General features: G+C 51.2%; 18 protein-coding genes and 1 pseudogene. 11 read left to right on the forward strand and 8 right to left on the reverse strand.

Annotated features, from left to right (window positions below; all coding sequences use genetic code 11):
- Window positions 1–68 precede the first annotated feature (68 nt).
- Window positions 69–974 carry a LysR substrate-binding domain-containing protein gene (locus tag AC58P5_RS17930; RefSeq protein WP_497388823.1) on the forward strand — a complete coding sequence of 302 codons (906 nt, stop codon included), beginning with the start codon at window positions 69–71 and terminating at the stop codon, window positions 972–974.
- 90 nt (window positions 975–1,064) lie between these two features.
- Here AC58P5_RS17930 and AC58P5_RS17935 read toward each other — a convergent pair whose 3' ends face one another.
- Complete coding sequence (locus AC58P5_RS17935) at window positions 1,065–1,649, reverse strand: SMI1/KNR4 family protein (RefSeq protein ID WP_497388825.1); 585 nt, start codon at window positions 1,647–1,649, stop codon at window positions 1,065–1,067.
- Window positions 1,650–1,865: 216 nt separating this feature from the next.
- Between AC58P5_RS17935 and AC58P5_RS17940 the strand changes: the two genes are divergently transcribed.
- The gene (locus AC58P5_RS17940) at window positions 1,866–2,285 is read left to right on the forward strand and encodes an HD domain-containing protein (RefSeq protein ID WP_497388827.1); all 420 of its coding nucleotides are present in this window, start codon (window positions 1,866–1,868) and stop codon (window positions 2,283–2,285) included.
- Between the two features lie 124 nt (window positions 2,286–2,409).
- On the opposite strand, the gene AC58P5_RS17945 is transcribed toward AC58P5_RS17940, so the two are convergent.
- Complete coding sequence (locus tag AC58P5_RS17945) at window positions 2,410–4,155, reverse strand: sensor histidine kinase (RefSeq protein WP_497388829.1); 1,746 nt, start codon at window positions 4,153–4,155, stop codon at window positions 2,410–2,412.
- 316 nt (window positions 4,156–4,471) lie between these two features.
- Here AC58P5_RS17945 and AC58P5_RS17950 point away from each other — a divergent pair, with 316 nt between their 5' ends.
- From AC58P5_RS17950 to AC58P5_RS17985, 8 genes and pseudogenes are all read left to right on the forward strand, one after another.
- Window positions 4,472–6,097 (forward strand): extracellular solute-binding protein, encoded by a 1,626-nt coding sequence (locus AC58P5_RS17950; protein ID WP_497388831.1) that lies wholly within the window; start codon window positions 4,472–4,474, stop codon window positions 6,095–6,097.
- 110 nt (window positions 6,098–6,207) lie between these two features.
- Window positions 6,208–7,113 (forward strand): ABC transporter permease, encoded by a 906-nt coding sequence (locus AC58P5_RS17955; protein ID WP_497388833.1) that lies wholly within the window; start codon window positions 6,208–6,210, stop codon window positions 7,111–7,113.
- Window positions 7,114–7,143: 30 nt separating this feature from the next.
- On the forward strand, window positions 7,144–8,010 hold the full coding sequence (locus tag AC58P5_RS17960) for a carbohydrate ABC transporter permease (protein WP_497389115.1): 867 nt from the start codon (window positions 7,144–7,146) through the stop codon (window positions 8,008–8,010).
- 36 nt (window positions 8,011–8,046) lie between these two features.
- Window positions 8,047–9,777 (forward strand): histidine kinase, encoded by a 1,731-nt coding sequence (locus tag AC58P5_RS17965; RefSeq protein ID WP_497388835.1) that lies wholly within the window; start codon window positions 8,047–8,049, stop codon window positions 9,775–9,777.
- 13 nt (window positions 9,778–9,790) lie between these two features.
- The gene (locus tag AC58P5_RS17970) at window positions 9,791–11,467 is read left to right on the forward strand and encodes a response regulator transcription factor (RefSeq protein WP_497388837.1); all 1,677 of its coding nucleotides are present in this window, start codon (window positions 9,791–9,793) and stop codon (window positions 11,465–11,467) included.
- A gap of 207 nt (window positions 11,468–11,674) precedes the next feature.
- Entirely contained in the window at window positions 11,675–12,952 is a 1,278-nt protein-coding gene (locus AC58P5_RS17975; RefSeq protein WP_497388839.1) for a Gfo/Idh/MocA family protein, read from the forward strand.
- A 155-nt stretch (window positions 12,953–13,107) separates the two neighbouring features.
- Window positions 13,108–13,449: a transposase gene (locus tag AC58P5_RS17980; protein WP_497388841.1), complete on the forward strand. Its 342-nt coding sequence runs from the start codon at window positions 13,108–13,110 to the stop codon at window positions 13,447–13,449.
- A pseudogene (locus AC58P5_RS17985) lies at window positions 13,440–14,285 on the forward strand (IS3 family transposase); the annotation flags it as partial. The gene AC58P5_RS17980 and the pseudogene AC58P5_RS17985, both read left to right, overlap by 10 nt.
- A gap of 78 nt (window positions 14,286–14,363) precedes the next feature.
- Here the strand turns inward: AC58P5_RS17985 and AC58P5_RS17990 are convergent.
- The 4 genes from AC58P5_RS17990 to AC58P5_RS18005 form a co-directional block, all read right to left on the reverse strand.
- On the reverse strand, window positions 14,364–15,488 hold the full coding sequence (locus AC58P5_RS17990) for a Ger(x)C family spore germination protein (RefSeq protein WP_497388843.1): 1,125 nt from the start codon (window positions 15,486–15,488) through the stop codon (window positions 14,364–14,366).
- The gene (locus AC58P5_RS17995) at window positions 15,485–16,588 is read right to left on the reverse strand and encodes a GerAB/ArcD/ProY family transporter (protein WP_497388845.1); all 1,104 of its coding nucleotides are present in this window, start codon (window positions 16,586–16,588) and stop codon (window positions 15,485–15,487) included. Before AC58P5_RS17995 ends, AC58P5_RS17990 begins: the two co-directional genes overlap by 4 nt.
- Window positions 16,569–18,113, reverse strand: a complete 1,545-nt coding sequence (locus AC58P5_RS18000) for a spore germination protein (protein WP_497388847.1) — start codon at window positions 18,111–18,113, stop codon at window positions 16,569–16,571. The genes AC58P5_RS17995 and AC58P5_RS18000 overlap by 20 nt, the downstream gene beginning before the upstream one ends.
- 272 nt (window positions 18,114–18,385) lie before the next feature.
- Window positions 18,386–18,925, reverse strand: a complete 540-nt coding sequence (locus AC58P5_RS18005; RefSeq protein ID WP_497388849.1) for an NAD(P)H-dependent oxidoreductase — start codon at window positions 18,923–18,925, stop codon at window positions 18,386–18,388.
- Window positions 18,926–19,180: 255 nt separating this feature from the next.
- On the opposite strand from AC58P5_RS18005, the gene AC58P5_RS18010 reads away from it, so the two are divergent.
- Window positions 19,181–19,558, forward strand: coding sequence for a winged helix-turn-helix transcriptional regulator (locus AC58P5_RS18010; protein ID WP_497388851.1), 378 nt, complete (start codon window positions 19,181–19,183; stop codon window positions 19,556–19,558).
- A gap of 39 nt (window positions 19,559–19,597) precedes the next feature.
- On the opposite strand, the gene AC58P5_RS18015 is transcribed toward AC58P5_RS18010, so the two are convergent.
- Window positions 19,598–19,954, reverse strand: coding sequence for a hypothetical protein (locus AC58P5_RS18015; protein WP_497388853.1), 357 nt, complete (start codon window positions 19,952–19,954; stop codon window positions 19,598–19,600).
- A gap of 441 nt (window positions 19,955–20,395) precedes the next feature.
- Window positions 20,396–20,707 (reverse strand): hypothetical protein, encoded by a 312-nt coding sequence (locus tag AC58P5_RS18020; RefSeq protein ID WP_497388854.1) that lies wholly within the window; start codon window positions 20,705–20,707, stop codon window positions 20,396–20,398.
- Between the last annotated feature and the right edge of the window lie 609 nt (window positions 20,708–21,316).

A 21,316-nucleotide genomic window follows, 5' to 3' on the forward strand; every position in this document is an offset into this window, starting at 1 on the left:
TGATCCATAAATAAAATATATAATTATTATTAAATCATAAGTTTTAGTTAAGAAAAGGTGCGTGCGACATGAATCTTCACGCTCTGCGGATTTTTTACGAAACGGCCAAAACGGGGAGTATAACGGGAGCGGCCGGGGTGCTTCGGATTTCCCAGCCTGCCGTTACTTCCCAGATCAAACGGTTCGAGAAGGAAATCGGAGTGCGGCTTTTTACTGCCCGCGGAAGAGGAATCTCCTTAACCGATGCCGGACGGAAGCTGCTGGAATATGCAAGAAAGCTGTTTGCCCTGGAAGAAGAAATGGAAGCCTTTATCGACGGCTATACATCGGGAAGAAACGGTGCGATCCGCCTCGTATCGACCTATCTGCCGGCCAATTTCCTGCTTCCTGCCTGGGTTGCCAAATTCAAACGGGACCATGAGGAAGTGGATTTCTTCATCACCACGACGAATTCCCGGGGCGCTTTCGACAGCCTGCTCAATTACGAAGCGGAAATTGCCGTTTACGGCGGAGCGGGCGAAAGGCAGCCGGGCATCCATTGGGAGGAGCTGTTCGAGGACGAGCTGTGGTTCGTAGTGCCCGCCCATCATAAATATGCGAATAAGCACATCACACTGGCCGAAATGGTGAAAGAGCCTTTCATCATGAGGGAAGAGGGAAGCTCGACACGGGAGTGGCTTTTTTCCTTATGCAGGGTGCATAACGTGAGTCCGCCCCAGATCGCCCTGCAGTTTAACGGCTTGAATGAAACGATCAGCGCGGTGAAGGCCGGGTACGGGACGAACTTTATTTCCTCGCTTGTCGTCCGGGATCATGTGAAGCGCGGGGAATTGGCGCGGGTATATGTGAAGGACATCCAGTTAAAAAATATCATCGCGGTATGTACGCGTACAGATGAGGTTCTGTCGCCCCCGGCGGAGCGGTTCATTCAAATGATCAAAGCCAGCGTAGGCGGGGGACAAGCCTCCCTCTGAAGCAAACGAAACGGAGTGCTTGAGCTCAGGCTCCGCACTCCGTTTTTATTTTTTTGCCGACTGCAGAGCCGAACGGCCCGGTCTCGCGTTTTAATAATCGATTTCTTCCCAGTCTTCGAGGTTCTTGTTGGAAATATCCAACAGCTCCGCAAAGCTGGCCGCCGCATAGTAAATGAAATCCGGGTCATGCACAAATGCGATCACTTGTCCCGCCCTGCCCTGTTCGGAAGGGTCGAAATCCAGCATCAGATACAGGCTGCCTCCGGCGAGCTGCGCAATGGGAAGCCATTTTCGGTTGCTGTAGTAAGGCCGGATCCGTTTATCGAGCCGAGCGATTTCGTCTTCCTCGAAATGCTCGCTGAGCAGGGTGTCCTCGCTGCAGAAATAAGCTTTCAGTTCATCGATTTCCTCCAGAGAAAGCAGATAGAAAGGGGAAACGGACCCGTCATCGTAAGAAGGGTACAAAATATGGAAATGGTAGCCGCTGCCGTTTTTGTGCCGGTAAAATTCCTTGAAATCGTCGGGCAGGGTCATGCCGTATTTCCTTTCCAGAACAGCAAACTGCTCTTCTCCTGCGCCTTCAAGCTTGAGGTAGGTTTCGTACTCTTCTTGACGGTCTTCTCCCACTTTGAAGGGAAGCAGTTGCTCCAGTCTTTCGATGTGATGCTTGATCATTCCGGTTCCTCCTGTAGCGGTATGAATAAAAGGTTCATTCACAGTATACAGGAAGGATAAGGAAGAGGTAAAACGCGTGAAACAGGCGCCACCCCATGAGGCATTACAAACGGGATTGCAGAGGACCGGCTTCCGATTGTAAGTAGGTACCATGTGATTAAGGGAGGGGCGTGGTATAATTTGGATCACGGCGCAGAATCAGGGAGGAGGCAAGAAATGAGTACCCTGGAAAAAGCGATTATCGTAGCCGCCCGGGCCCATTCCGGACAAACCGATAAGGCCGGTGAGCCGTACATTCTGCACCCGCTCCGGGTTATGCAGAGCGTCAAGACAACCGATGCGCGTATCGTGGCGGTCCTCCATGACGTTCTGGAGGATTCGGAGATAACCGCCGAGGATTTACGGCGCGAAGGATTCGCGCCGGACATCGTTGAAGCGGTGGCCGCTTTGAGCCGGGAGCCGGGCGAGGACTACCTGGATTTCGTCCGGAGGGCGAAGAACAACCCCCTTGCCCGGGAGGTCAAGCTGGCTGATGTGCACGACAACATGGACATGACCCGCATCAAGGAACCGACCTCCAAAGACCGCGAAAGAATGCGCAAGTACGAAGCCGCCCTTCACGAATTGAACCGGTAAGCGAAAAAACTCGGCCTGCAGGAAGCAGGCCGAGTTTCTTTTTGGCGGAACGGCTGAACTTGTGATACGGGACACGGGACAGGGCCCCCGCCCGATCCGTATCTTTCGTCCCTGCCCTCCCGGTTCAAGAATAAATCGGCAGAATCACGGTGAATTGGATTGTGTTCGCTCCGGAAATTTCAGCGGAGACAGTACCTTTGTACCGCTGAACAAGCTGGTTTACGATGGCCAGACCGAGTCCCTTGTGGACGCCGTCTTTTTTCGTGGAGTAACCGCTTGTGAACATGGCCTGCAGATCTTTCTCGGACAAGCTCTTGCTGATATGGTTAGACAGCTTGAAGATAAGCCGGTTCTCTTCCGTATAGCCGAGCAGATGCACGTTTCTTTGCTCCACGTTCATTCCGCTCACTTCGTCGAAAGCGTTGTCGATCAAATTGCCTAAAATTTTCACGAGATCGACGGATTTCAGTCCGGAAATGCTCGTGAGATCGTCCGCCAAATCCAGCTCGTAAGTGAAGTGGATTTTTCTCAATTGCGACTGCGTAATCTTGGAACTGATCAGGGAAGCGAGGGCCGGATGCCCGACATCGACGATGCTGTTGACGAGTCTTGTTTCTTCCACGAGCTCGTGTATGTACTTCTTGGTCTCGTCGAACTTTTTCAACTGGACCATGCAGCTGATGGTCGTAAGATGGTTGGTGAAATCGTGATTCTGTCCTTTGATCGCGACCATCAGACTGTTCATTTCATCCGTGTAATTCTCTTGGATCGTCTGGGCGACGGCGTCTTTCGTCCGGTTAACCCCTTTATAAATAAAATAGACCATGATCAGGCTGGCAATCGAAACCGAAACGATGACGAGGAAAAAGTTCACCAGTTGTTTGTTCAAGGAGTTGTGAATATACTCCATGTCGTTGACCAGGCCGATCACGTAAGGAAACTGGACACGTTCGCTCTTAACCGGATAAAAAATTTTCAGCACGTTTTTGCCGTTGATTTTCGTAGGAAAGAAGAGCGGCTTGTCGAGTTTAACGGCCTGCTCGATCAAGGTGGCGTCTTCCGGCGACTTGCTGTTATACTGGCCGAACAAAATTTTGCGTTCGGAGTAACGGATGTTTTTGGACCCGTTCGTTACGGTATAAAAGCTGGGATCGTCATCCGGCTTGGAGAAGGTACGGGGATTGAACCCGGTAATTTCGAGCAGGCTTTTGTTGTTCTTTAACGTCTCCGCAACGATAAACTCCGAGCCGTCGTTCTGATCGAACTGCTCGATGAGAGAGCTGTTCATCGTCGGATTGATGATATAGTCGGTTGTCCCGTCGTAGTAGAAGCCGAATTTGTTTCTTTTTGAACCGGGATTGGAGGCAGAGCCCGATATTTTACCCGCCCAGAAGCTCGGAAGCGTGGTGCCTTCGGCTACGGTAACCGTTTCCAGTCTGAACAGTTGTTCCAGCGCGGTCCGGTAATTGCCCCAATATTTCGCATTCAAGTTAATTTCCTTGGGATCCGAGGAACGGACGCTGACGATCTCATCCCCGATTTGGGCGAACAAGGTGAGATTGCTTACGTTATATTTGACTCTGAGCTCCGCTAGCATGCTGTTGTCGATATCCCGGTAACGGGAAGGCAGCGCGGCTTTGACGCCGAGGGCCACTTGCCTTAACGAATCGGACAAGAGTTTATCCCGGGTTTGAGACGAATACTCCACGTGGTCAATGCTTAACTGGATCTGCTGGGAAAGAGAAAACAGCTCCGTTTCCATGTTCGCCGTTAGGGATTTTTTCGTGGAATAATAAAAGACGCTGTCATTGATGAGCAAGATGGCCAGAATAACTGCTAAAAACAGGGCGGATAATCGTTTTATAGACATTTTCTAGTTCCCTTCGAACACATAGTTCCTTCATCATTCTAAGTTATTCGACCCCGTTCTACAATATCAAAAACTGGGTGAGTTCACACAAGATAGGAGCGGGGAGCAAAGCCGTCAATAAAGCGGAAATCCGAGGCTCATGCGGCATTGCCCGTGTCCGGCGCTTTTTTGAACCAAGGTCAGTCAAGAGGTGTATACGAATGTAAATAGGAGTATATGGAAGCGGGGCACCCCGTTTCTTATACTTAAGCTACGCAAGGAACGAGAGGCCGGATATAGCGGCCCGCATAGGAACAACACCCAGGAGGGGATTGCATTGAGCAGAAAAAACAGACATAAAGGGCTGCTGCCGGCCGCCGTCATCGCCGCGATGTTAACGGTTACAGCATGCAGCGGCACGGCGCCCGAAGAGGCGAAAACGCCGGATACGGGCGGAATCATGGAAGTATCCACGGTGCGGGCAAGCGACCCGTATCTGAAATTCGATCCGGGTGAAACCTTCGACAACAATGCGGTTTATGCGGCGTACGAGAAAGAAACCGGGGTCAAAATCACGAACAAATGGGTGGCGGACGGAAGCCAGTTTGCGGAAAAGCTGAAAATGTCCATCGCCTCCAACGAGATTCCGGACTTCTTCCCCGTCGATGCGGCTCAGCTCCAGCAGCTTATCGAAGCGGACATGATCCTGGATCTGACGTCCGTATACGACAAGGTCGCCACCGAAAACACAAAGAAAATGATGACCATGGACGGAGGCCTCCAGATGAAGTCGGCCACGTTCGACGGCAAGCTGATGGCCATTCCTTCTACGTCCAACCCTTATTACTCCCAGTTTTTGTGGGTGCGGACGGACTGGCTGAAGAAATTGAACCTGCCCGAGCCGAAAACGACGGAGGACGTAGCCAAAATCGCGGAAGCTTTTAAATCGAAGGACCCCGGAGGAACGGGAAAAGCTTACGGCTTGGCTTTTAACAAGAATCTGTTCGACGGCGCCCTGGGCGTCACGGGCTTCATGAACGGATACCATGCCTACACGAACCAGTGGCTGGATGACGGAACCGGCAAACTCCAGTTCGGGGACATTCAGCCGCAGATGAAAGAAGCGCTGCGAGGTCTTCAGGATCTGTACAAGAAAGGCCTGATCGATCCGGAGTTCGCGGTCAAGGATGCGACTAAAGCTTCCGAAATGCTGTATAACGACAGCATCGGAATGGTCTACGGGGCGGAATGGATGCCGGCCCAACTGGCGAGCGGAGCGGTCAAGGACGGCAAAGTGGTGCAGGAGTGGGGCGTTTTCCCGCTTCCTTCCTCGGACGGAAAACCCGCCAAGTCCCAGATCGGCCTGGGTGTGGATAAGTACTACGTCGTGTCCAAGAAAGCGAAACATCCGGAGGCGGTGATCAAGCTGCTGAACCACTGGATCGTTGTAAACAACAGTCAGAGCGAAGAGAGCAAGGTGTACGAGTTCGGCAAAGACAAAGTGGAAAAATCGAGCAACTACTGGCTGCTGAACCCGATTTTCGTCAATAACCAGACGAACAATAACGGGGAAGTGCTTCCCGATGCGATCGCGAACAAAGACGAAAGCAAGCTTCAGACGAAAGATCAGAAGACCCGGTACGGACGCGCCATGAAATACGTCAACGGAGATACGAGCCTCTGGTGGGAGTACTTAATTTCGGGCCCCCATGGCGCCGTCTCGCTGTATCCGGAAATGAAGAAGAACAACCAGTTCGAACAGAACAAGTTTTACGGAGCGCCGACACCGACCATGGTGGAAAAAGGAGCGATTTTGAACAAAAAACGGGATGAAGTATTCGTCAAAATCATCATGAACCAGGTGTCGGTCGATGAATTCGACAAATTCGTTGCGGATTGGAAAAGCATGGGCGGCAACGAGATTACGAAAGAAGTCAACGACTGGTACAACAAGAACAAATAGGGCGGCTGCCTCCCGTACGGATGAATTCAGTCAAAATCCTTCAAGGGGGATCGGAAAGGATGCGATCCCTCTTTTTCTATCTACATGAAGCTAATAAGGCAGGTGAGGGTATGCATACGAGGTTTCGGACTTGGAGGCGGGAGTGGCCTCTTCATCTGATGGTAGTGCCGGGTCTGATTATCGTGATTATATTCAGTTATATCCCGATGGCGGGAATTATGATGGCTTTTCAGAAATTCATTCCGTCCAAAGGGCTGTTCGGTTCACCTTTCGTGGGATTGAAAAATTTCCGTTTCCTGATGGAATACCCGGATATCGGACAAATTTTTTTCAACACCCTGTTTATTGCGACGCTGAAAATAGCGGCGGGTCTAATCGTGCCCATTACGATCGCCATTCTTCTCAATGAACTGAGCAGGCAGTGGATCAAACGGACGTTTCAGACGCTCGTCTATCTGCCGCATTTTATGTCCTGGGTGCTGCTGAGCGGCATTTTGATCGACGTGCTTTCGCCATCCTCGGGGATCGTCAACCAGCTTCTCGGCGTCTTCGGGATGCAGCCCGTTTTTTTTCTCGGGGATAACGCCTGGTTCCCTTATGTGATGGTCGTATCGGACGTATGGAAGGAGTTCGGTTTCGGTACCATCGTGTATCTGGCTGCCCTTACCGGCATCAATCCGTCGCTCTATGAGGCTGCGGAAATGGATGGAGCGGGCCGGTGGAAGCAGACCCTCTACATCACGCTTCCGGGAATGATGCCGATTATCGTGCTCATGCTTACGCTGAACATCGGCAACGTGCTAAATGCCGGGTTCGACCAGATTTTCAATCTGTACAGCCCTCAAGTTTATGAAAGCGCGGACATTATCGACACGTTCGTCTTCCGTATGGGGGTGCAGCAGTCGCAGTTCGGTTTCGCTACGGCGGTCGGACTTCTCAAGTCGATCGTTTCCTTCTTTCTGATTACGACTTCGTACCTGCTTGCTTACCGCTTCGCCAATTACCGGATCTTCTGAGGAGGGATTGCCTTGCGCCACAACTTGACCATGGGCAGGAGACTGTTTCTGATCGGCAACGTCGTGTTCCTGGCCCTGATTTCTTTTGCGTGCCTTATGCCCATTGTTCACATCCTGGCCATCTCGCTCAGTTCGGGAGCGGCCGCCTCCGCTGGGAAAGTTCTGCTGTGGCCCGTCGATTTTACGACGGCCGCCTACGATAACGTGTTCGGCAAGCCGGAATACTTGCGGGCGTTCTGGATATCGGTTCAGAGGGTCGTACTGGGAACGGCGATCAGCATGTTTCTGACGATCCTCACGGCGTATCCGTTGTCGAAGGACCCCCGTGTGTTCCGCATGCGCACTTTTTACGTCTGGGTCTTCGTGTTTACGATCTTGTTCAGCGGCGGTCTCATTCCGTGGTACATGACGATCAAAACGCTCGGCCTGATCGATACGGTCTGGGCGCTGGTTCTTCCGGGAGCGCTGCCCGTATTTAATGTGATCCTCCTGCTGAACTTTTACCGGAGTCTGCCGAAGGAGCTTGAGGAATCGGCCCGGATCGACGGTGCCGGCCATTTTGCGACCTTGTGGAAGATTTATGCTCCGCTTTCTCTTCCCGCACTGGCGACGACGGGCTTATTCACGGTGGTCGGCCACTGGAACAGCTGGTTTGACGGTATGATTCTCATGAACCATCCCGATAAATATCCGCTGCAGACCTTCCTGCAAACCATTATCATTAACATGGATTTCCGGTTTATCAAAGCGCAGGACGCCGAACTGCTGGTTAAACTGTCGGACCGCACCAGCAAAGCCGCCCAGATTTTCGTCGCCGCTTTCCCCGTTCTTCTGGTCTATCCGTTCCTTCAGCGTTTCTTCATTAAAGGAATTGTGATGGGGAGTGTCAAAGAATAACGGGACGGGCATTCGAGCGCAAGGGGAGCGGTATTCATGAAACTCAATCTCAGCCTGCAGGACTCCTCCATTTTCAAAAAAATTATGGCGGTATTTATGGCCGCCCTGCTGCCGATGATGGCCATCACCTGGCTGATTAACGAAAAGGGATCGGAGAGCATCCGCCAGGAAAGGTCCCAGTCCATCCTGAACACGACCGGGTTTTACTTGGATTCGCTGGACAAGGAAGCGGACCGGATCAACCGTTTTCTGCCGAATTACGTAACGGACAGCGATCTTCAGGAAATCGCCGCGATGGGCAATGAGCTGTCGGATTACGACCGGTCCCGGAAAATTCTCGACATTCAGAAACGCCTGAATCTGACCAAAGATTCGAGTGCGTTTATTCAGGAAGTGAAAGCCTATGTGCCGCTCATCCAGCGGACACTGCTAAGCGTCAAGTACGATACCTTCGTGGATTTGGAGGAATATGAAGCACTCCAACTGCGGAACAAACGGGCCGACGAGCCTTTTGTCTTCTGGGACGACCGGCTGTTCCTGAGCATGCAGGTGCCCTCGAATTCGACCCGGGAGCCCTTGTATGTCGTCGGCGTCGAGCTGTCGACGGCCAAAATCAGGCAGTCGCTGGCACAGATCAGCGGCTCCTTCGGCGGGGAAACCCTGCTGATCAATACGGATCGCGGGTGGAATTTCCAGAGCGGGAATGACCCGCAGCTGCTGACCACGGCGAAAGCTTTTATCGGGGAGAAAAGCGCGGAAGGAAAAAAACAGGGCTACGAGACGATTACCGTAGGCAAAGACCGGTATTTGGCGGTCTACAACTACTCGGCCCTGTGGAACTCGTATTCGGTCAGCTGCATTCCCGAGAAAACGCTGCTCGGACCCATCCAGACTTACCGCGTATGGTTCAGGTGGGCGTGCGCTCTGGCGGTCGCGGTCGTCTTGTTCTTCTCGTACTTCCTGTTCCGGCTCATTTACCGGCCGCTGTTCAAGCTGGTGCAGTCGTTCAGACGCGTCCAGCAAAACCGGCTGGAGCTTATACCGGTCGACCGGGGCAACGACGAATTCGGATATCTGTACCATGCGTTCAATCAGACGATTCATTCGCTGCGAGAGCTGATCGAGCAAAATTACGAGCAGCAAATCCGCAGTCAGCGTTCGGAGCTGAAACGGCTGCAGTCCCAGATTAATCCGCACTTTTTGTATAACTGCTTTTTTGTCCTGTGCCGTCTGATTAAATCGGAGCACAAGGAGAAAGCTTACCAGTTCTGCTTATACATCGGGGATTATTTTCATTTTATTACCCGTAACGACGAGGATGAGATTCCGCTAACGCTTGAAATCAACCATTCACGTACCTACGTGGATATGCAAAAAGTATGCTACGGAGACCGCATTGGAGCGGTGTTCGAAGTAGAGGAGTTTGACACGCGCGTGCCCCGGCTGATCCTTCAACCGATTATAGAGAACGCTTACAAACATGCGCTCGGGAGCACGCCCGGCGCCGGCATTCTCCGGATCTGGAGCAGGAGGGACGCCAATGGAATTACTATTTATGTGGAAGATAACGGAACGACCTTGACGGACGAAGAACTCGGCAAACTCCGCAGACGTCTTGCGGACGGAGGTCATGAGCTTGAAGAAACGACCGGTCTCGTAAACGTTCACCGGAGAATTCAGCTCCGCTACGGGCACGGTTATGGGATCACGGTGGACAGATCGGAGCTGGGCGGCCTGAAAGCAGGCATTCACATCGGAAACAGCTAGAGGGGGAGACAGGATGTACCGATTGCTGATTGTAGACGATATCCCGATTATCGTGGAAGGTCTGAAGGATCTTTTCGAAGAAACCCCGCAGCTTTCCCTGGAAATTCATACCGCGTATTCCGGTGAAGAGGCGCTGGAATTGCTCCGGAACAAGCGGATCGATCTCGTGATCTCGGATATTAAAATGCCGGGTCTGGAGGGCATCGGTCTGCTCCGGGAAATTAAAACGAACTGGCCTTCGTGCAAAGTGATCTTCCTGACAGGCTATAACGATTTTCAATATGTCCAGAGTGCGGTCAAATATGGCGGCTTCGATTACCTGCTGAAAATTGAAAGCGACGAGAAAATCATCGCCACCGTAACCCGGGCGATCGGCAAGCTCGATGAAGAAAAAGCGCGTGAGGAGATGATTGAACGCGCGGAGGAAAGCATGAAGCGGGCGCTCCCTTCTCTCCAAAAAGAGTATATGAGCAGTCTGCTTCAGGGTAAAAGGCCGGCCGGGGAGCAGCTTGACCGGCATTTCCGGGAAATCGGCATTCCGCTTCAGGGGGAAGAGCCGGTTTTGCTGCTTTTGGGAAGAGTGGATGTGTGGCGAGATATGCTGACGCCGCCGGATAAGGCGCTTTTTGTGTATGCCGTCCAAAATATCGCGGAGGAAATTTTATCGCCGGGTGCACGCGTGTACACGTATGTTTACGACCAGGTGAAAATCGCCTGGTTTATTCAGCCGGCGGGATCGTCGTGCCCTGAAACGGACGTTGCCCGGCCTAGTTGGGATAAAACGCGGCATTTCGTGGGAAATGCCCTTGAAACAATCCAGCGGGCCTGCAAAAATTTGCTGAAGCTGCCGGTTTCTTTTGTGGTAGGCAAAAATCCGGTTCCGTGGGAGGATGTTTCCGACAAATTTCATGAGCTGAAATATAACTTTTTGTTCGGTGCGGGCCTCGGGAATGAAATTATTTTAACGGAACCCGCTGCGGACAATCACGGGGAAACGGGCCAAGCGCATAAGCGGAGCGAGTTTTTTATAACCGCCCGGGTGCAGCTTCTCGGTAAATGCCTGGAGAACGGCCACCGCTGCGAATTTTTTAACGTGTACAAGGAAATCAGCGATCTGTGGGAGAGTGAAGAGTGGTCATTTGAGCGGAAAAAGGAAGTGTATCATTCGCTTTCCGCCGTTTTTTTGGCATATGTGAACAAAAATGAAGAACTGAGGGCATACCTGAACAGCAGCCACGATTTGTCGACTTTGTTCCACTGTGAAGCGGATACGTCCGTTTCCGCTCTCAAAACGTATTTTCTGCAGACGGCGGAGCTTATCTTTGATTGGAACGGCGAGCAGGCTGCCCATTTTCCGGACGAGCTTGTCCAGCGGGTTCACACATATATAGAAGCAAATCTCGCGAAAGATATCTCGCTGAATGCCATTGCCGACCACGTCAGCCTCAATCCCTCGTACTTGTCCCGGCTTTATAAACAAATGACGGGGATCGGATTGTCCGATTACATTAACGATTACCGGAATTTGAAGGCCAAAGAGCTGCTGCTCGGCAGTCCGATGAGGGTAGGGGAAATCGCCGCTTTGCTGGGCTACAATTCGGCCCTGGCTTTTATCCGGTTTTTCAAAAAGCAGAACGAATCCACTCCGCAGGAATACCGGAGCCGGCGGGCGAGCGGCGACAGCGGCTGATCGGCTGGGAATAGGTAAGCCCCGGGTGGAAGCATAGCTGAACGACAGAGTACCGCGCCGCGTCTTTTGCCGAGCGGCATTTCACGCTTACGGAGACAGAGGTGCGCAGGTCAACAGAAGTATATGAAAGTAACCAACGATCTCTTTAGACCGGAGTCTCTCTCTTGTACAATCGGAACATAAGCCGAAGCAAGAGGAGGAAATAAAGTGGCAGCATTAACAGCGGTACTGCTCGGTGCCGGAAGCAGGGGACGTTACATTTACGGACCGTACGCGGAGAAATATCCCCACGAGCTCAACATTGTATCCGTAGCGGAGCCGGATGAAGGAAGACGGAAACTAATCTCGCGGATACACGGAATCAAGCCCGACTATGTATATTCGTCGTGGGAGCAAGCATTCGAGCGGGAGAAAATCGCCGACATCATGATTATCAGCACGCTGGACCGGATGCATTTCGTGCCGGCTATGAAGGCGCTGGAGCTCGGTTACCACGTTCTGCTGGAAAAACCGATGTCGCCTAAGCTGGAAGAATGCGTGCAACTGGTCGAGGCGGCCAAAGCCCATGACCGGCTTCTCGTCGTCAGCCACGTTCTGAGGTACTCCCTGTTCTGGGCGGGAATCAAACAGCAGCTGGATAGCGGGGAACTCGGAAAAATCGCGTCCATCCAGCTGACCGAAAATGTGGGCTATGCCCATATGACCCACAGCTACGTGCGCGGGAATTGGCGCCGTGCGGAAGAGACCAGCCCTATGATTTTGGCCAAGTCGTGCCACGATCTGGACATTATTTCGTGGCTCATGGGCGGGGAGTGCAAGAGCGTCAGTTCATTCGGCTCCTTGTTTCATTTCAAAAAGGAGAACGCCCCCGCGGGATCGACCGACAGATGCATCGAAGGCTGCGAGGTCGAAAAAGAATGCCCGTTCTCCGCGCTCAAGCTCTACATTCAGCCGCCGGATCATCCGTGGGCGCGGTATATGACGCACGACCTGTCCCAGGAAGGCATCGTGAAGGCGCTGAAGGAAGGACCGTTCGGACGCTGCGTGTACCGCTGCGATAACGATGTCGTGGATCACCAGGTCGTGAACCTGGAATTTGCCGGAGGAGCGACCGCGGCCTTCACGATGTCCGGTTTTACCCAGGGCGGCGGCAGACGGGTCCAGATCATGGGGACCCGCGGCGAGATCCTGGGCGATATGGACACAGGCTCTTACACCCTGCACCGTTTCGCTACGGGAGAAGCGGTCGAGGTCCGCTGCAATATCGCCGGTGACGGACACGGAGGAGGAGACGAGCGCATGGTCGCCTCCTTCCTGAAGGACGTCCGGGAATACGGCCGCGTCCCTGCCGGAAACCGGACATCCGCCGCCGCTTCGCTGCAGAGCCACTTGATGGCGTTCGGTGCGGAAGAGTCGCGGCTGAACGGCGGCAAGAGCGTGAGCCTGGCTGATTTTCAGCAGGCTTCCGCTGCGGGGATTGTGTAGCCTGCCGGAGCCGGATGCTGCGCTTGGAGCGGTATAAAGTTCAAAAAAAACCAGGAACTTCATTGTGAGTTTGGTATTATCCCCTTCAAGTAGACACTCAAAAAAACCTCCATGTTATTATGGAGGTTCGAGTGACACTTGGGGGGATATTTTTCATGGCTAAAAAAGGACAAACATTCCAGACGTACACAGAAGAATTCAAGCTGAAGGCGGTCAGAGCGTATGTGGAGGGTTCATCCAGCTACAAGGTGGTAGCTGAACGTGAAGGGATTCGGAACTGTTCACAACTGAAAGTTTGGGTGAAGAAGTGGCAAAGCGGAGAGTCGTTCGATGAACGCAAAAGTGTGATGAACCCACTGAAAGGTCGTCCCCGTACGTCCTTCGGTAGCGTCGAAGAAGAACGAGACTACCTGAAAGCGCAGGTGGATTACTTAAAAAAGCGGTATCCAAATCTAATAAAGGAGAAGCCCCCAGCCAGCGAGATCAATACGAAATAATGGAGGATCTACGCCGTCTGCACGGCATTACCTGCCTCTTAGCTATCGCAGGGATACCACGGGCTAGCTATTACAAATGGCGAGCCACACGGCCCCAGCGCGGCTCGAGACAAGATAGGGATTATGAAATCAAGGAACACATGATGGCCGTTCATGTTGCTCACCCTCACTTTGGCTACCCTCGTATGACGAGCGCCTTGTGGGAGGCAGGCTACCATGTGAATCACAAGAAAGTAGCGCGAATGATGAGGGATTTATCGATCCAGTCCGTCATTCGGAAGAAGCGAAAGAGGTCTCATTACACGCCTTCTATTGTGTATCCGAATCGCTTAAATCGCCAATTCCATGCCACAGCTCCCCAGCAAAAAATGGTCACCGATATTACTTATATTTCCGACGGAACAAACTTTCATTACTTGTCCGTCATTCAAGATCTATTCAACAACGAGATTGTCGCTTGGCAATTGTCAGCTCGTAACGATGTTCAACTCGTACTAGATACCGTTACGCAGTGGACAAGAAAAAGAGACGTCTCGGAAGCCGTACTCCATTCGGATCAGGGCTTCCAATACACGTCTCAGGCGTACAACACACGATTAGAGGCATTCGGCGTTAAAGGCAGCCACTCTCGCAAAGCAACCTGCCTGGATAACGCATGCATCGAATCCTTCTTTTCGCATCTCAAAACAGAGAAGCTGTACCTCAAACAGTGTAATTCAGGAGCGGAAATTCAGCAAACAGTGGAAGAATACATTTACGATTACAACTACCACCGCTTTCAAGCCAAATTAAAACAACGCGCACCGGTTGAATATCGATGCGCGTTGGCAGCTTAGCTTTTTTCATCTGTCTACTTGGCAGGGGTATGACCAGTTTCCTGGTTTTTTTTGTTCTTATTCGTGCATTACCAATCCCTAAAACGTAATCCCCTTCCGTTCGATTTTCACCCTGACATCCGGTTCGAACTGCACTTCCTTATAGTCTTCCTCCCAGTCCATCTTCTTCCACGCTTCCGGATGAAATGCCATCAGTCTCAGCGCGATGCCAAATCCGTCATGATTCGCTTCCTGCATTTTACACGTAATGGCCTTGGCCCGCTCAGTCAGCATTTTGGAGAGACCCGTGTTCAGTTTCTGAATCGTCTCTTTTTTGTTCAGCCGGTCCGTAGGATATTCAATGACCGCCGCGTTGATCTTCAGCCGGATCTTAACCCTGACGCCGCCGCTCTCCGTCGGTTGTACGTCCATTTTTCGCGAAGCCTTATGGAGATCGACTGTAATAAAACGTTCCGCTCTTACTTGAAGATCCCGCTCCTGGTCTATGTCGACGGGAAGGGTGAGACGTGCCGTTTCCCCTTTATGTCCCCCGAGCAGCAGATAGAGAAGAGATTCCTCCGGAGAAAGAGAAGCCGTCATTCTGTTGTGATGAAACAGGGCCGTACCTTGAACGACAGGTATTTTGTTTTGAAGGGAAACGTACGGAAGGGCAAAATCCTGTCCGGGTTTGACAGGCCCGATCGACTGGAAATTCACCCTTGGGGCATTGGTGCTGTCTTCCATATTTTCGAGCAAATAATCCAGAAAGCGTCCGATCAGCTTCGTCCCGACCATTTTCTGGTTGATTAAGTCTTCTGCCCTCCCTTTGACAACCGCGAGCCGTGCGTTCAGGGGGCTTTTCGGATCGCGGTAATAGACATCCAAGTACGGCATAATATTCTGGGCCCGGGCCCATTCTTCGCCGAGCAGCAGCACAAGCAGCTTGGATGGGGAATAATCCCCCGATATTTCGCGATCAAGCATGGCACGGGCGTGCTGGGTCGTATTGCTTGTGACCGTGTGGACTTCGTTGGTTTCGTTACGGCCCCCTTCTACGCTGGATACGTCGGGAAATGCGACGGTAGATTTAAGCTTGCCGTCTTCTCCCTTGTCGAATGCCCCGATATGTATGATACGGGAGTTTTTAAGAAGCTGCTGATCCCAGCATCCGCTTAGCAGGAGAAGGGTCAGCAGGCTTGCCGCTGTTAGGTATATGCGGTTCATTTAGTCACCCGCCTCCCGCCTTCGCGAATGTGGAAAACAAGCGAGATCAGAAGCAAAAGCAGAGGAATGGCCGCAAGGAAAGCGTAGCTCGACAGCGAGACGATTTTCCCTAAAATCCTCATCACGTTCTGATCCCGGATCAGCAGCGCGGCCGCCATAAGCGACATGGCCGTATACAGTACCGGCTTGCGGTGGCTGCTTCTGCCGAACAATTGGGCGATACCGGTCGAAGCCAAGTACAAATAAGCCATAATGGAAGTGGCGACAACAACGATCCAGGCGGAGAGAAAATAAAGATCGGGGCGTTCAATGATGGCGAACGTCAGCGCCTTTACCATATACAGAACCGGATGAGGCAGCAGGGGAAGCTCGGCAGGACTGAATACGACGAGACTCGTAAAGACGAGAAACGTATACAGCAGGGTGGAGAAAGCGTTAGCGGCGGATACCGCAGCCAGTTTTTGCCGGGGTGTTCCTTCCACGAACGGGTAGCAAAAAAGAATCCATTCATAGCCGCTCAGTGTATTCATCGCTTCATGCGCCGCCCGCACGACCGGAAAAAGCCCGGCCTGCCCGATCGGGAAAATATAGAGCAGATTGGAATGCGTATAGGCATACGCGGATATAAAGATCATGATGAGAAACAGGCTGCTGACCAGCAGAAAAAAACGGGCCATGATCTTGAGATTTTCCTGCGTCAAATAAACGCAGACGAACACCATGAGCCCGGTAATAAGCCATTTCGGCGTTTCGGGAAAAACCCAATCGCGGATCACCTCATAAAAGAACATCAGAATGAGACTGCTTTGGGCCGTAAAATAAACGATATACAGCACCTGGATGAACGCGGCCACGGCCTTGCCCGTCAAACGAGGCATAAAATCATACAAGGTAGCCGACGGAAAACGTTTGTTCAAGCCCCACATGATCAGAATGAGCAGTTGGCTGATTAGTCCGGCGAGCAGGACCGACATCCATGCGTCGCCTTTGGCGATCGCCTGCACCCGGGAGGGCAGGTAAAGCACCTGGACGCCGATCTGAGTCTGGAGAATGAGGAACAGCATCTGCTTCGGACTGATTTTATTCGAATTGGGTGTCATTCTCCTGCAGCTCCCTTGAGTCCCCGGTATCCTTTTTCGCGTTAGGTTTAGCCGTGTAGACAAGTTTGTCTATTTTCCACATAGGGAACCGGAACAAAGTATCTTTCCAGCCTTTCAGCCGGAAAGGGGCCGCCGGTGTCAGGTAAGGCGTGCCAAACGATTCCAGCTTGCACAGATGAATCAGAATGAAAATCAGGCTGAACACGATTCCGATAAAGCCGAGCAGAGCCGCCGGAATCATGACGGCAAACCGGAGCAGCCGCACGGAAGCACTCATTTCATGTGAAGGGACTACGAAGGAGGAAATAGCGGTAAGGGCGACGACGATAATCATCGGATAGGACACGAGCCCCACCCGTACGACCGCGTCCCCGATCACAAGACCTCCGACGATGCCGATCGTCTGTCCGATCGGACCCGGCAGGCGAATTCCCGCCTCCCGCAGCAGCTCCAGCGTCAGCTCCATGAACATGGCTTCCAGAAGCGGGGGATAAGGCACCATTTCCACGCTGCCTTTAATTTGAAACAGCAGCTCGGCGGGAATAACCTCATAATGATACGTAATGACCGCGATGTAAAAAGCGGGCAGCGTAATCGCAATGACGAAGCTCAGCAGCCGGATGAACCGGATGAACGAACCGCTAAGGGTACGGCTGTAGTAATCGTCCGGAGACTGGTAGAAAGTAAAGAAGGTCACTGGCATAACGAACGCGCTGGGAGAACCGCTTGACAGCAGGACCGCTCTTCCTTCAAGCAGGTTGGCGGCGGCCCTGTCAGGGCGTTCGGTCGTCAGAAGCTGGGGGAAAGGAGAGATCGTCTTGTCCTCGATATATTCTTCCATGAGATCGGTCGACAAGATATTGGCCCCCGCAATTGTGCGAAGACGCCGGTCGATTTCCTGAATCAGCTCCGGCTTGGCGACGTGACTCAGATAGGCGACGGCGACTTCGGTGCGGCTTTCTTTTCCAAGCGTATAACGGCGGATAACGAGATGGCGGTTTTTGATCAGTTTGCGGATCAGATGCAGATTAACCGTCATATTTTCCACAAAGCCTTCATGAGGGCCGCGGACCGTTTTTTCGTTCTGGGGCTCTTCCGTTGTCCGCTTGACTTCCGCATTGACCGTAATCGAATAGCACTCCGTGCTGCCTTCCTTGAAAAGAACGGCCTGTCCCTGCAGCAAAGTATCGGCGGCTTCATCCAGCGAAGTTTGCGCGTATACCCTGGGAGCGGTCAGCACATCGGCCAGATTTGGTTCCTCGGACTCCGCAAGGGGGGTGAGAATAAAGCGGCTGATTTTAACCTCATCGCACATCGGATCGAGATAACAGAGCAGCAGCGCTTGATTTTGATACGTAAGCGAGAGCTTTACCAGATCATCGGTATGAAAAAGCGCCTGGTCGAGATACCGTGCGTTTTCGGCAAGGGAGGACTTGATGGTGACAGGCTCGGATTCGGTTTGAACGGGCGCAGGAGCGGCTGTTTTGTTTTTGTGGAACAAATATTTGAACAGCTTCACGGACATGCCTCACTCCTTTCTCGCAAACTTGTCTGTAGATTTCCCCGAACTTGTCACTTTATACCAGTAAAGCAGCAACAAGTTCGGCAGTGTTGACGGGATACTTGAAGGGCAAGGGGAGATGCTTTTCATACGATGAGATTTGCAGCGCCGGGGCCGCGTGCGCGAAGTCGCGAGGCAGCCGTTCCGCCCGAACCGGCCGCGAACACGGCTGAACGTATTCAGCCAAAAAGAAAGAGAACAAGTTCACTAAACTTGTTCTCTTTCTTTTTGTCACGTTAATCGGTCAGAACCGCTTGGGGGCTGACGATGTGCGTCACATATCGGTCGGCTTCAACCTCAAGTTCCGCCTCAGGCGCATCCGACAAATGATAGGCAGCAAAGATCGGGAGAAAAATGCCGTTGCATTTCTGAACCGTGCTCTGAATCGGCTTCATAAACTCGCTTAACGTATGCCAGTTGGAACCTCCCGAGCGGTATTGATTTTCGGTTCCGCCCACTGTCGTGGCGATGATAAATTCTTTTCCCGCCAAGTGGACGCCGTTCGTTCCGAATGCCCAGCCGTAAGTAAACACATCGTCAAACCATTTTTTCAGCAGGGGTGGCGAGCTGTACCAATACAAAGGAAACTGAAAAACAATCCGGTCATGTTGAGTGAGCAGACGCTGCTCTTTCTCCACGTCAATCGACCACTCCGGATATTCCCGGTACAGGTCGCGTACATAGACGCCGGAAGCGGCAGAAGCTTTGAGGGCAAAAGCGCGGTTAACTCTGGAAGCCGTCAAGTCGGGATGAGCTGTAATCACCATTATTTTCATGAGCGAGCATCCTTTCAAAATAAATTGGAAATTCAGTGAAAAAGGTTTGCTTTCTCATTATTGTTTAGAATCTTATTTTTGAGAAGTAGGATTTTTAACGGGACTTAGTCTGTAAAATTGTACATTGAACAGAGGCGCTTGGTACCAAAAATAAGACTTAGTCCGAAAAAGAAAAGTACTTTTATTCATCAGATTGATTTGGTAAAGTAGCAGAAAAAGGAAGAGATTATGAAAAAGACATCGGAGGGAAATAGAATGCCGCTAAATGAACGGCAGCCGGGGACGACCGACGGAATTATGACCACGCTGGAAGTGATCGGTGGCAAGTGGAAGCCGCTGATTTTGTTTATTCTGCTTCATCAGGGCACCAAACGGTTCGGAGAACTCCGCAAACTTCTTCCGTCCGTTACCCAGGGGATGCTGACCAATCATCTCCGCGAGCTCGAGCGCGACGGACTGATCATCCGCAAGATCTATCAGGAAATTCCGCCAAAAGTGGAATATTCCATGTCAGATCACGGGCGTACGCTGAGCGCCGTACTCTCGGATATGTGCGGTTGGGGATTTATGCACCGGGAACACATTGAAAGCGGCAGCGGGGCTGAGCGGAGCAGGACGGGAGAGAGCGACTGAGGCAGGAGTGTTAAGGGCTTCTTTTATTTCGATTGGCGTTTATAAGCGGCTTTGAAAAATCGAGAATTCCTCCTCGTACACCGAAACGTTTAAAACGGTACCGTCTGGTTTTGCGAAGATGAAAGAGGCTCCTTCGCTCTGATCGCTTACGTACTTCCAGCCCTGCTTTTCGAGGTGTCTTCTGTAGCTGCCAGGCAGGCCGTCCGTCTGATGAAGACCCGGCCATGTGTACAGGTAGATGCTCCCTTCGGATCGGGTTATTTTATTTTTGAAAACGGCTTTTACCGGCAGCGGGATTCCTTCTTCAGACATTTTAAAAGAGTAAGAACCGTTAGTGTATAAATAACCGGCTATTAAAATGATCAATACTCCCGCTATAGCTGTCATCTTTTTCATAGAAACACCTCATGTTTTAATGATCGGGCCGGAAGAATCAAAAAAGCTAATCCCTTAATTATAAAGGGGTTAGCTTATTTATTCGCAATAACTGCGCGGGGTCAACCGCTGACTTCGACTTTCACGGATTTATAGGTAGTGAAATCACCTTTTCCCAGAATAATCGCGTACATCACATCGGGTTTTTCGCCAAGCGTCGTTCTCGCGTAACCTGGAGAGGCGGGGGGCCCAGTACGCAGTAAAGATGGGGGTAAAGAACGCGCCATGAGTTTGAGGATGCCCTAAGACTGAGCGTGTAATCTGGATGAATTATGTGTAATTCTTAGGATTTGCTTATTTTAGGATTCAAGACTGCGAACAGCAATCCAATACGAACCGGATAATCTGTCACTAATAAAACCTTTTAAAAACCGTTAAGGGGAGGAAATACCTCCCCACCGCTCAAAATGCCTTTACGAAAACGTCGTAAGTAGTTGTTTGCCCATTTCTATATACACTGATGATAGCTTGTCCCGGCTGCAACCCCTTAATATACGATTGATATTCTACGACGACTGCATTCTGGGGGTTATAAAGAATGGTTGCCAATCCATTCGTGTTATAAACTTCACCTACACGCAGGATCAAATTTTGATCTGCGTGAGGTAATACAGCGTTGGCGTTGGCATTTACAGGCGCAGCGAAAGCCCCCACACTTCCAAAAACTAAAGATACTCCTACTAGTGAGCCGATAGTTAAAGCTTTGAAATTCATAAATTAATTCCTCCTTTAATTTGATGTTTATAATTTACCATAATATGTAATTTATGTCATGATCAATTAGTCTTATTTAGACGCACATTTATTGTTGATATATGGAGAAATATGACTCCTGCAGTGAGCGGTCAGAAAAAGGTGATTGAGCCGGACTGCCTTAAGCGTTTTAACGGCGCTTGTCTGTTTATTGGCATCTATAAGAAATATAGCCAAGGCACTTTCTTCCCTGCTAACAGTTTTCTGTTATAAAAGTGATTTAGGAGAGAGGAGGTGTATTCACTTCTAGGATACTGATAGCTTTTAACTCTACAAGGGTTGCAATATTCCGGCGTAATTTCAGAAGTTGTTTGTGTGTTAGCATTAGCGGTGATTGGTGTTATTGTCATTGGCGCAGCAACGACCGAAGACACCAAGAGAAAAGTGAAATTTCCTGCGCGAACTATAGTATTAACACCAGAGAGAAAGGAATTATCTGGATCCCCGATGAATTATTATGTACGCTGAAACTCAAAAGAAAGTTTAGAAATCTTTGAAGAGTAAACACATTGCCGATCAAAGCATCTTAGGAAGTGGACCTAGATAAGTAGATAAAATTCTTTCATGGGG

It is taken from the genome of Paenibacillus sp. JT31N7, assembly GCF_059692095.1.

Bases quoted from the DNA above. Each gene is read 5' to 3' on its own strand.
- AC58P5_RS17930 (WP_497388823.1), top strand. From the start codon at position 69: ATGAATCTTCACGCTCTGCGGATTTTTTACGAAACGGCCAAAACGGGG.
- AC58P5_RS17935 (WP_497388825.1), bottom strand. From the start codon at position 1,649: ATGATCAAGCATCACATCGAAAGACTGGAGCAACTGCTTCCCTTCAAA.
- AC58P5_RS17940 (WP_497388827.1), top strand. From the start codon at position 1,866: ATGAGTACCCTGGAAAAAGCGATTATCGTAGCCGCCCGGGCCCATTCC.
- AC58P5_RS17945 (WP_497388829.1), bottom strand. From the start codon at position 4,155: ATGTCTATAAAACGATTATCCGCCCTGTTTTTAGCAGTTATTCTGGCC.
- AC58P5_RS17955 (WP_497388833.1), top strand. From the start codon at position 6,208: ATGCATACGAGGTTTCGGACTTGGAGGCGGGAGTGGCCTCTTCATCTG.
- AC58P5_RS17960 (WP_497389115.1), top strand. From the start codon at position 7,144: ATGGGCAGGAGACTGTTTCTGATCGGCAACGTCGTGTTCCTGGCCCTG.
- AC58P5_RS17965 (WP_497388835.1), top strand. From the start codon at position 8,047: ATGAAACTCAATCTCAGCCTGCAGGACTCCTCCATTTTCAAAAAAATT.
- AC58P5_RS17970 (WP_497388837.1), top strand. From the start codon at position 9,791: ATGTACCGATTGCTGATTGTAGACGATATCCCGATTATCGTGGAAGGT.
- AC58P5_RS17980 (WP_497388841.1), top strand. From the start codon at position 13,108: ATGGCTAAAAAAGGACAAACATTCCAGACGTACACAGAAGAATTCAAG.
- AC58P5_RS17990 (WP_497388843.1), bottom strand. From the start codon at position 15,488: ATGAACCGCATATACCTAACAGCGGCAAGCCTGCTGACCCTTCTCCTG.
- AC58P5_RS17995 (WP_497388845.1), bottom strand. From the start codon at position 16,588: ATGACACCCAATTCGAATAAAATCAGTCCGAAGCAGATGCTGTTCCTC.
- AC58P5_RS18000 (WP_497388847.1), bottom strand. From the start codon at position 18,113: ATGTCCGTGAAGCTGTTCAAATATTTGTTCCACAAAAACAAAACAGCC.
- AC58P5_RS18005 (WP_497388849.1), bottom strand. From the start codon at position 18,925: ATGAAAATAATGGTGATTACAGCTCATCCCGACTTGACGGCTTCCAGA.
- AC58P5_RS18010 (WP_497388851.1), top strand. From the start codon at position 19,181: ATGCCGCTAAATGAACGGCAGCCGGGGACGACCGACGGAATTATGACC.
- AC58P5_RS18015 (WP_497388853.1), bottom strand. From the start codon at position 19,954: ATGAAAAAGATGACAGCTATAGCGGGAGTATTGATCATTTTAATAGCC.
- AC58P5_RS18020 (WP_497388854.1), bottom strand. From the start codon at position 20,707: ATGAATTTCAAAGCTTTAACTATCGGCTCACTAGTAGGAGTATCTTTA.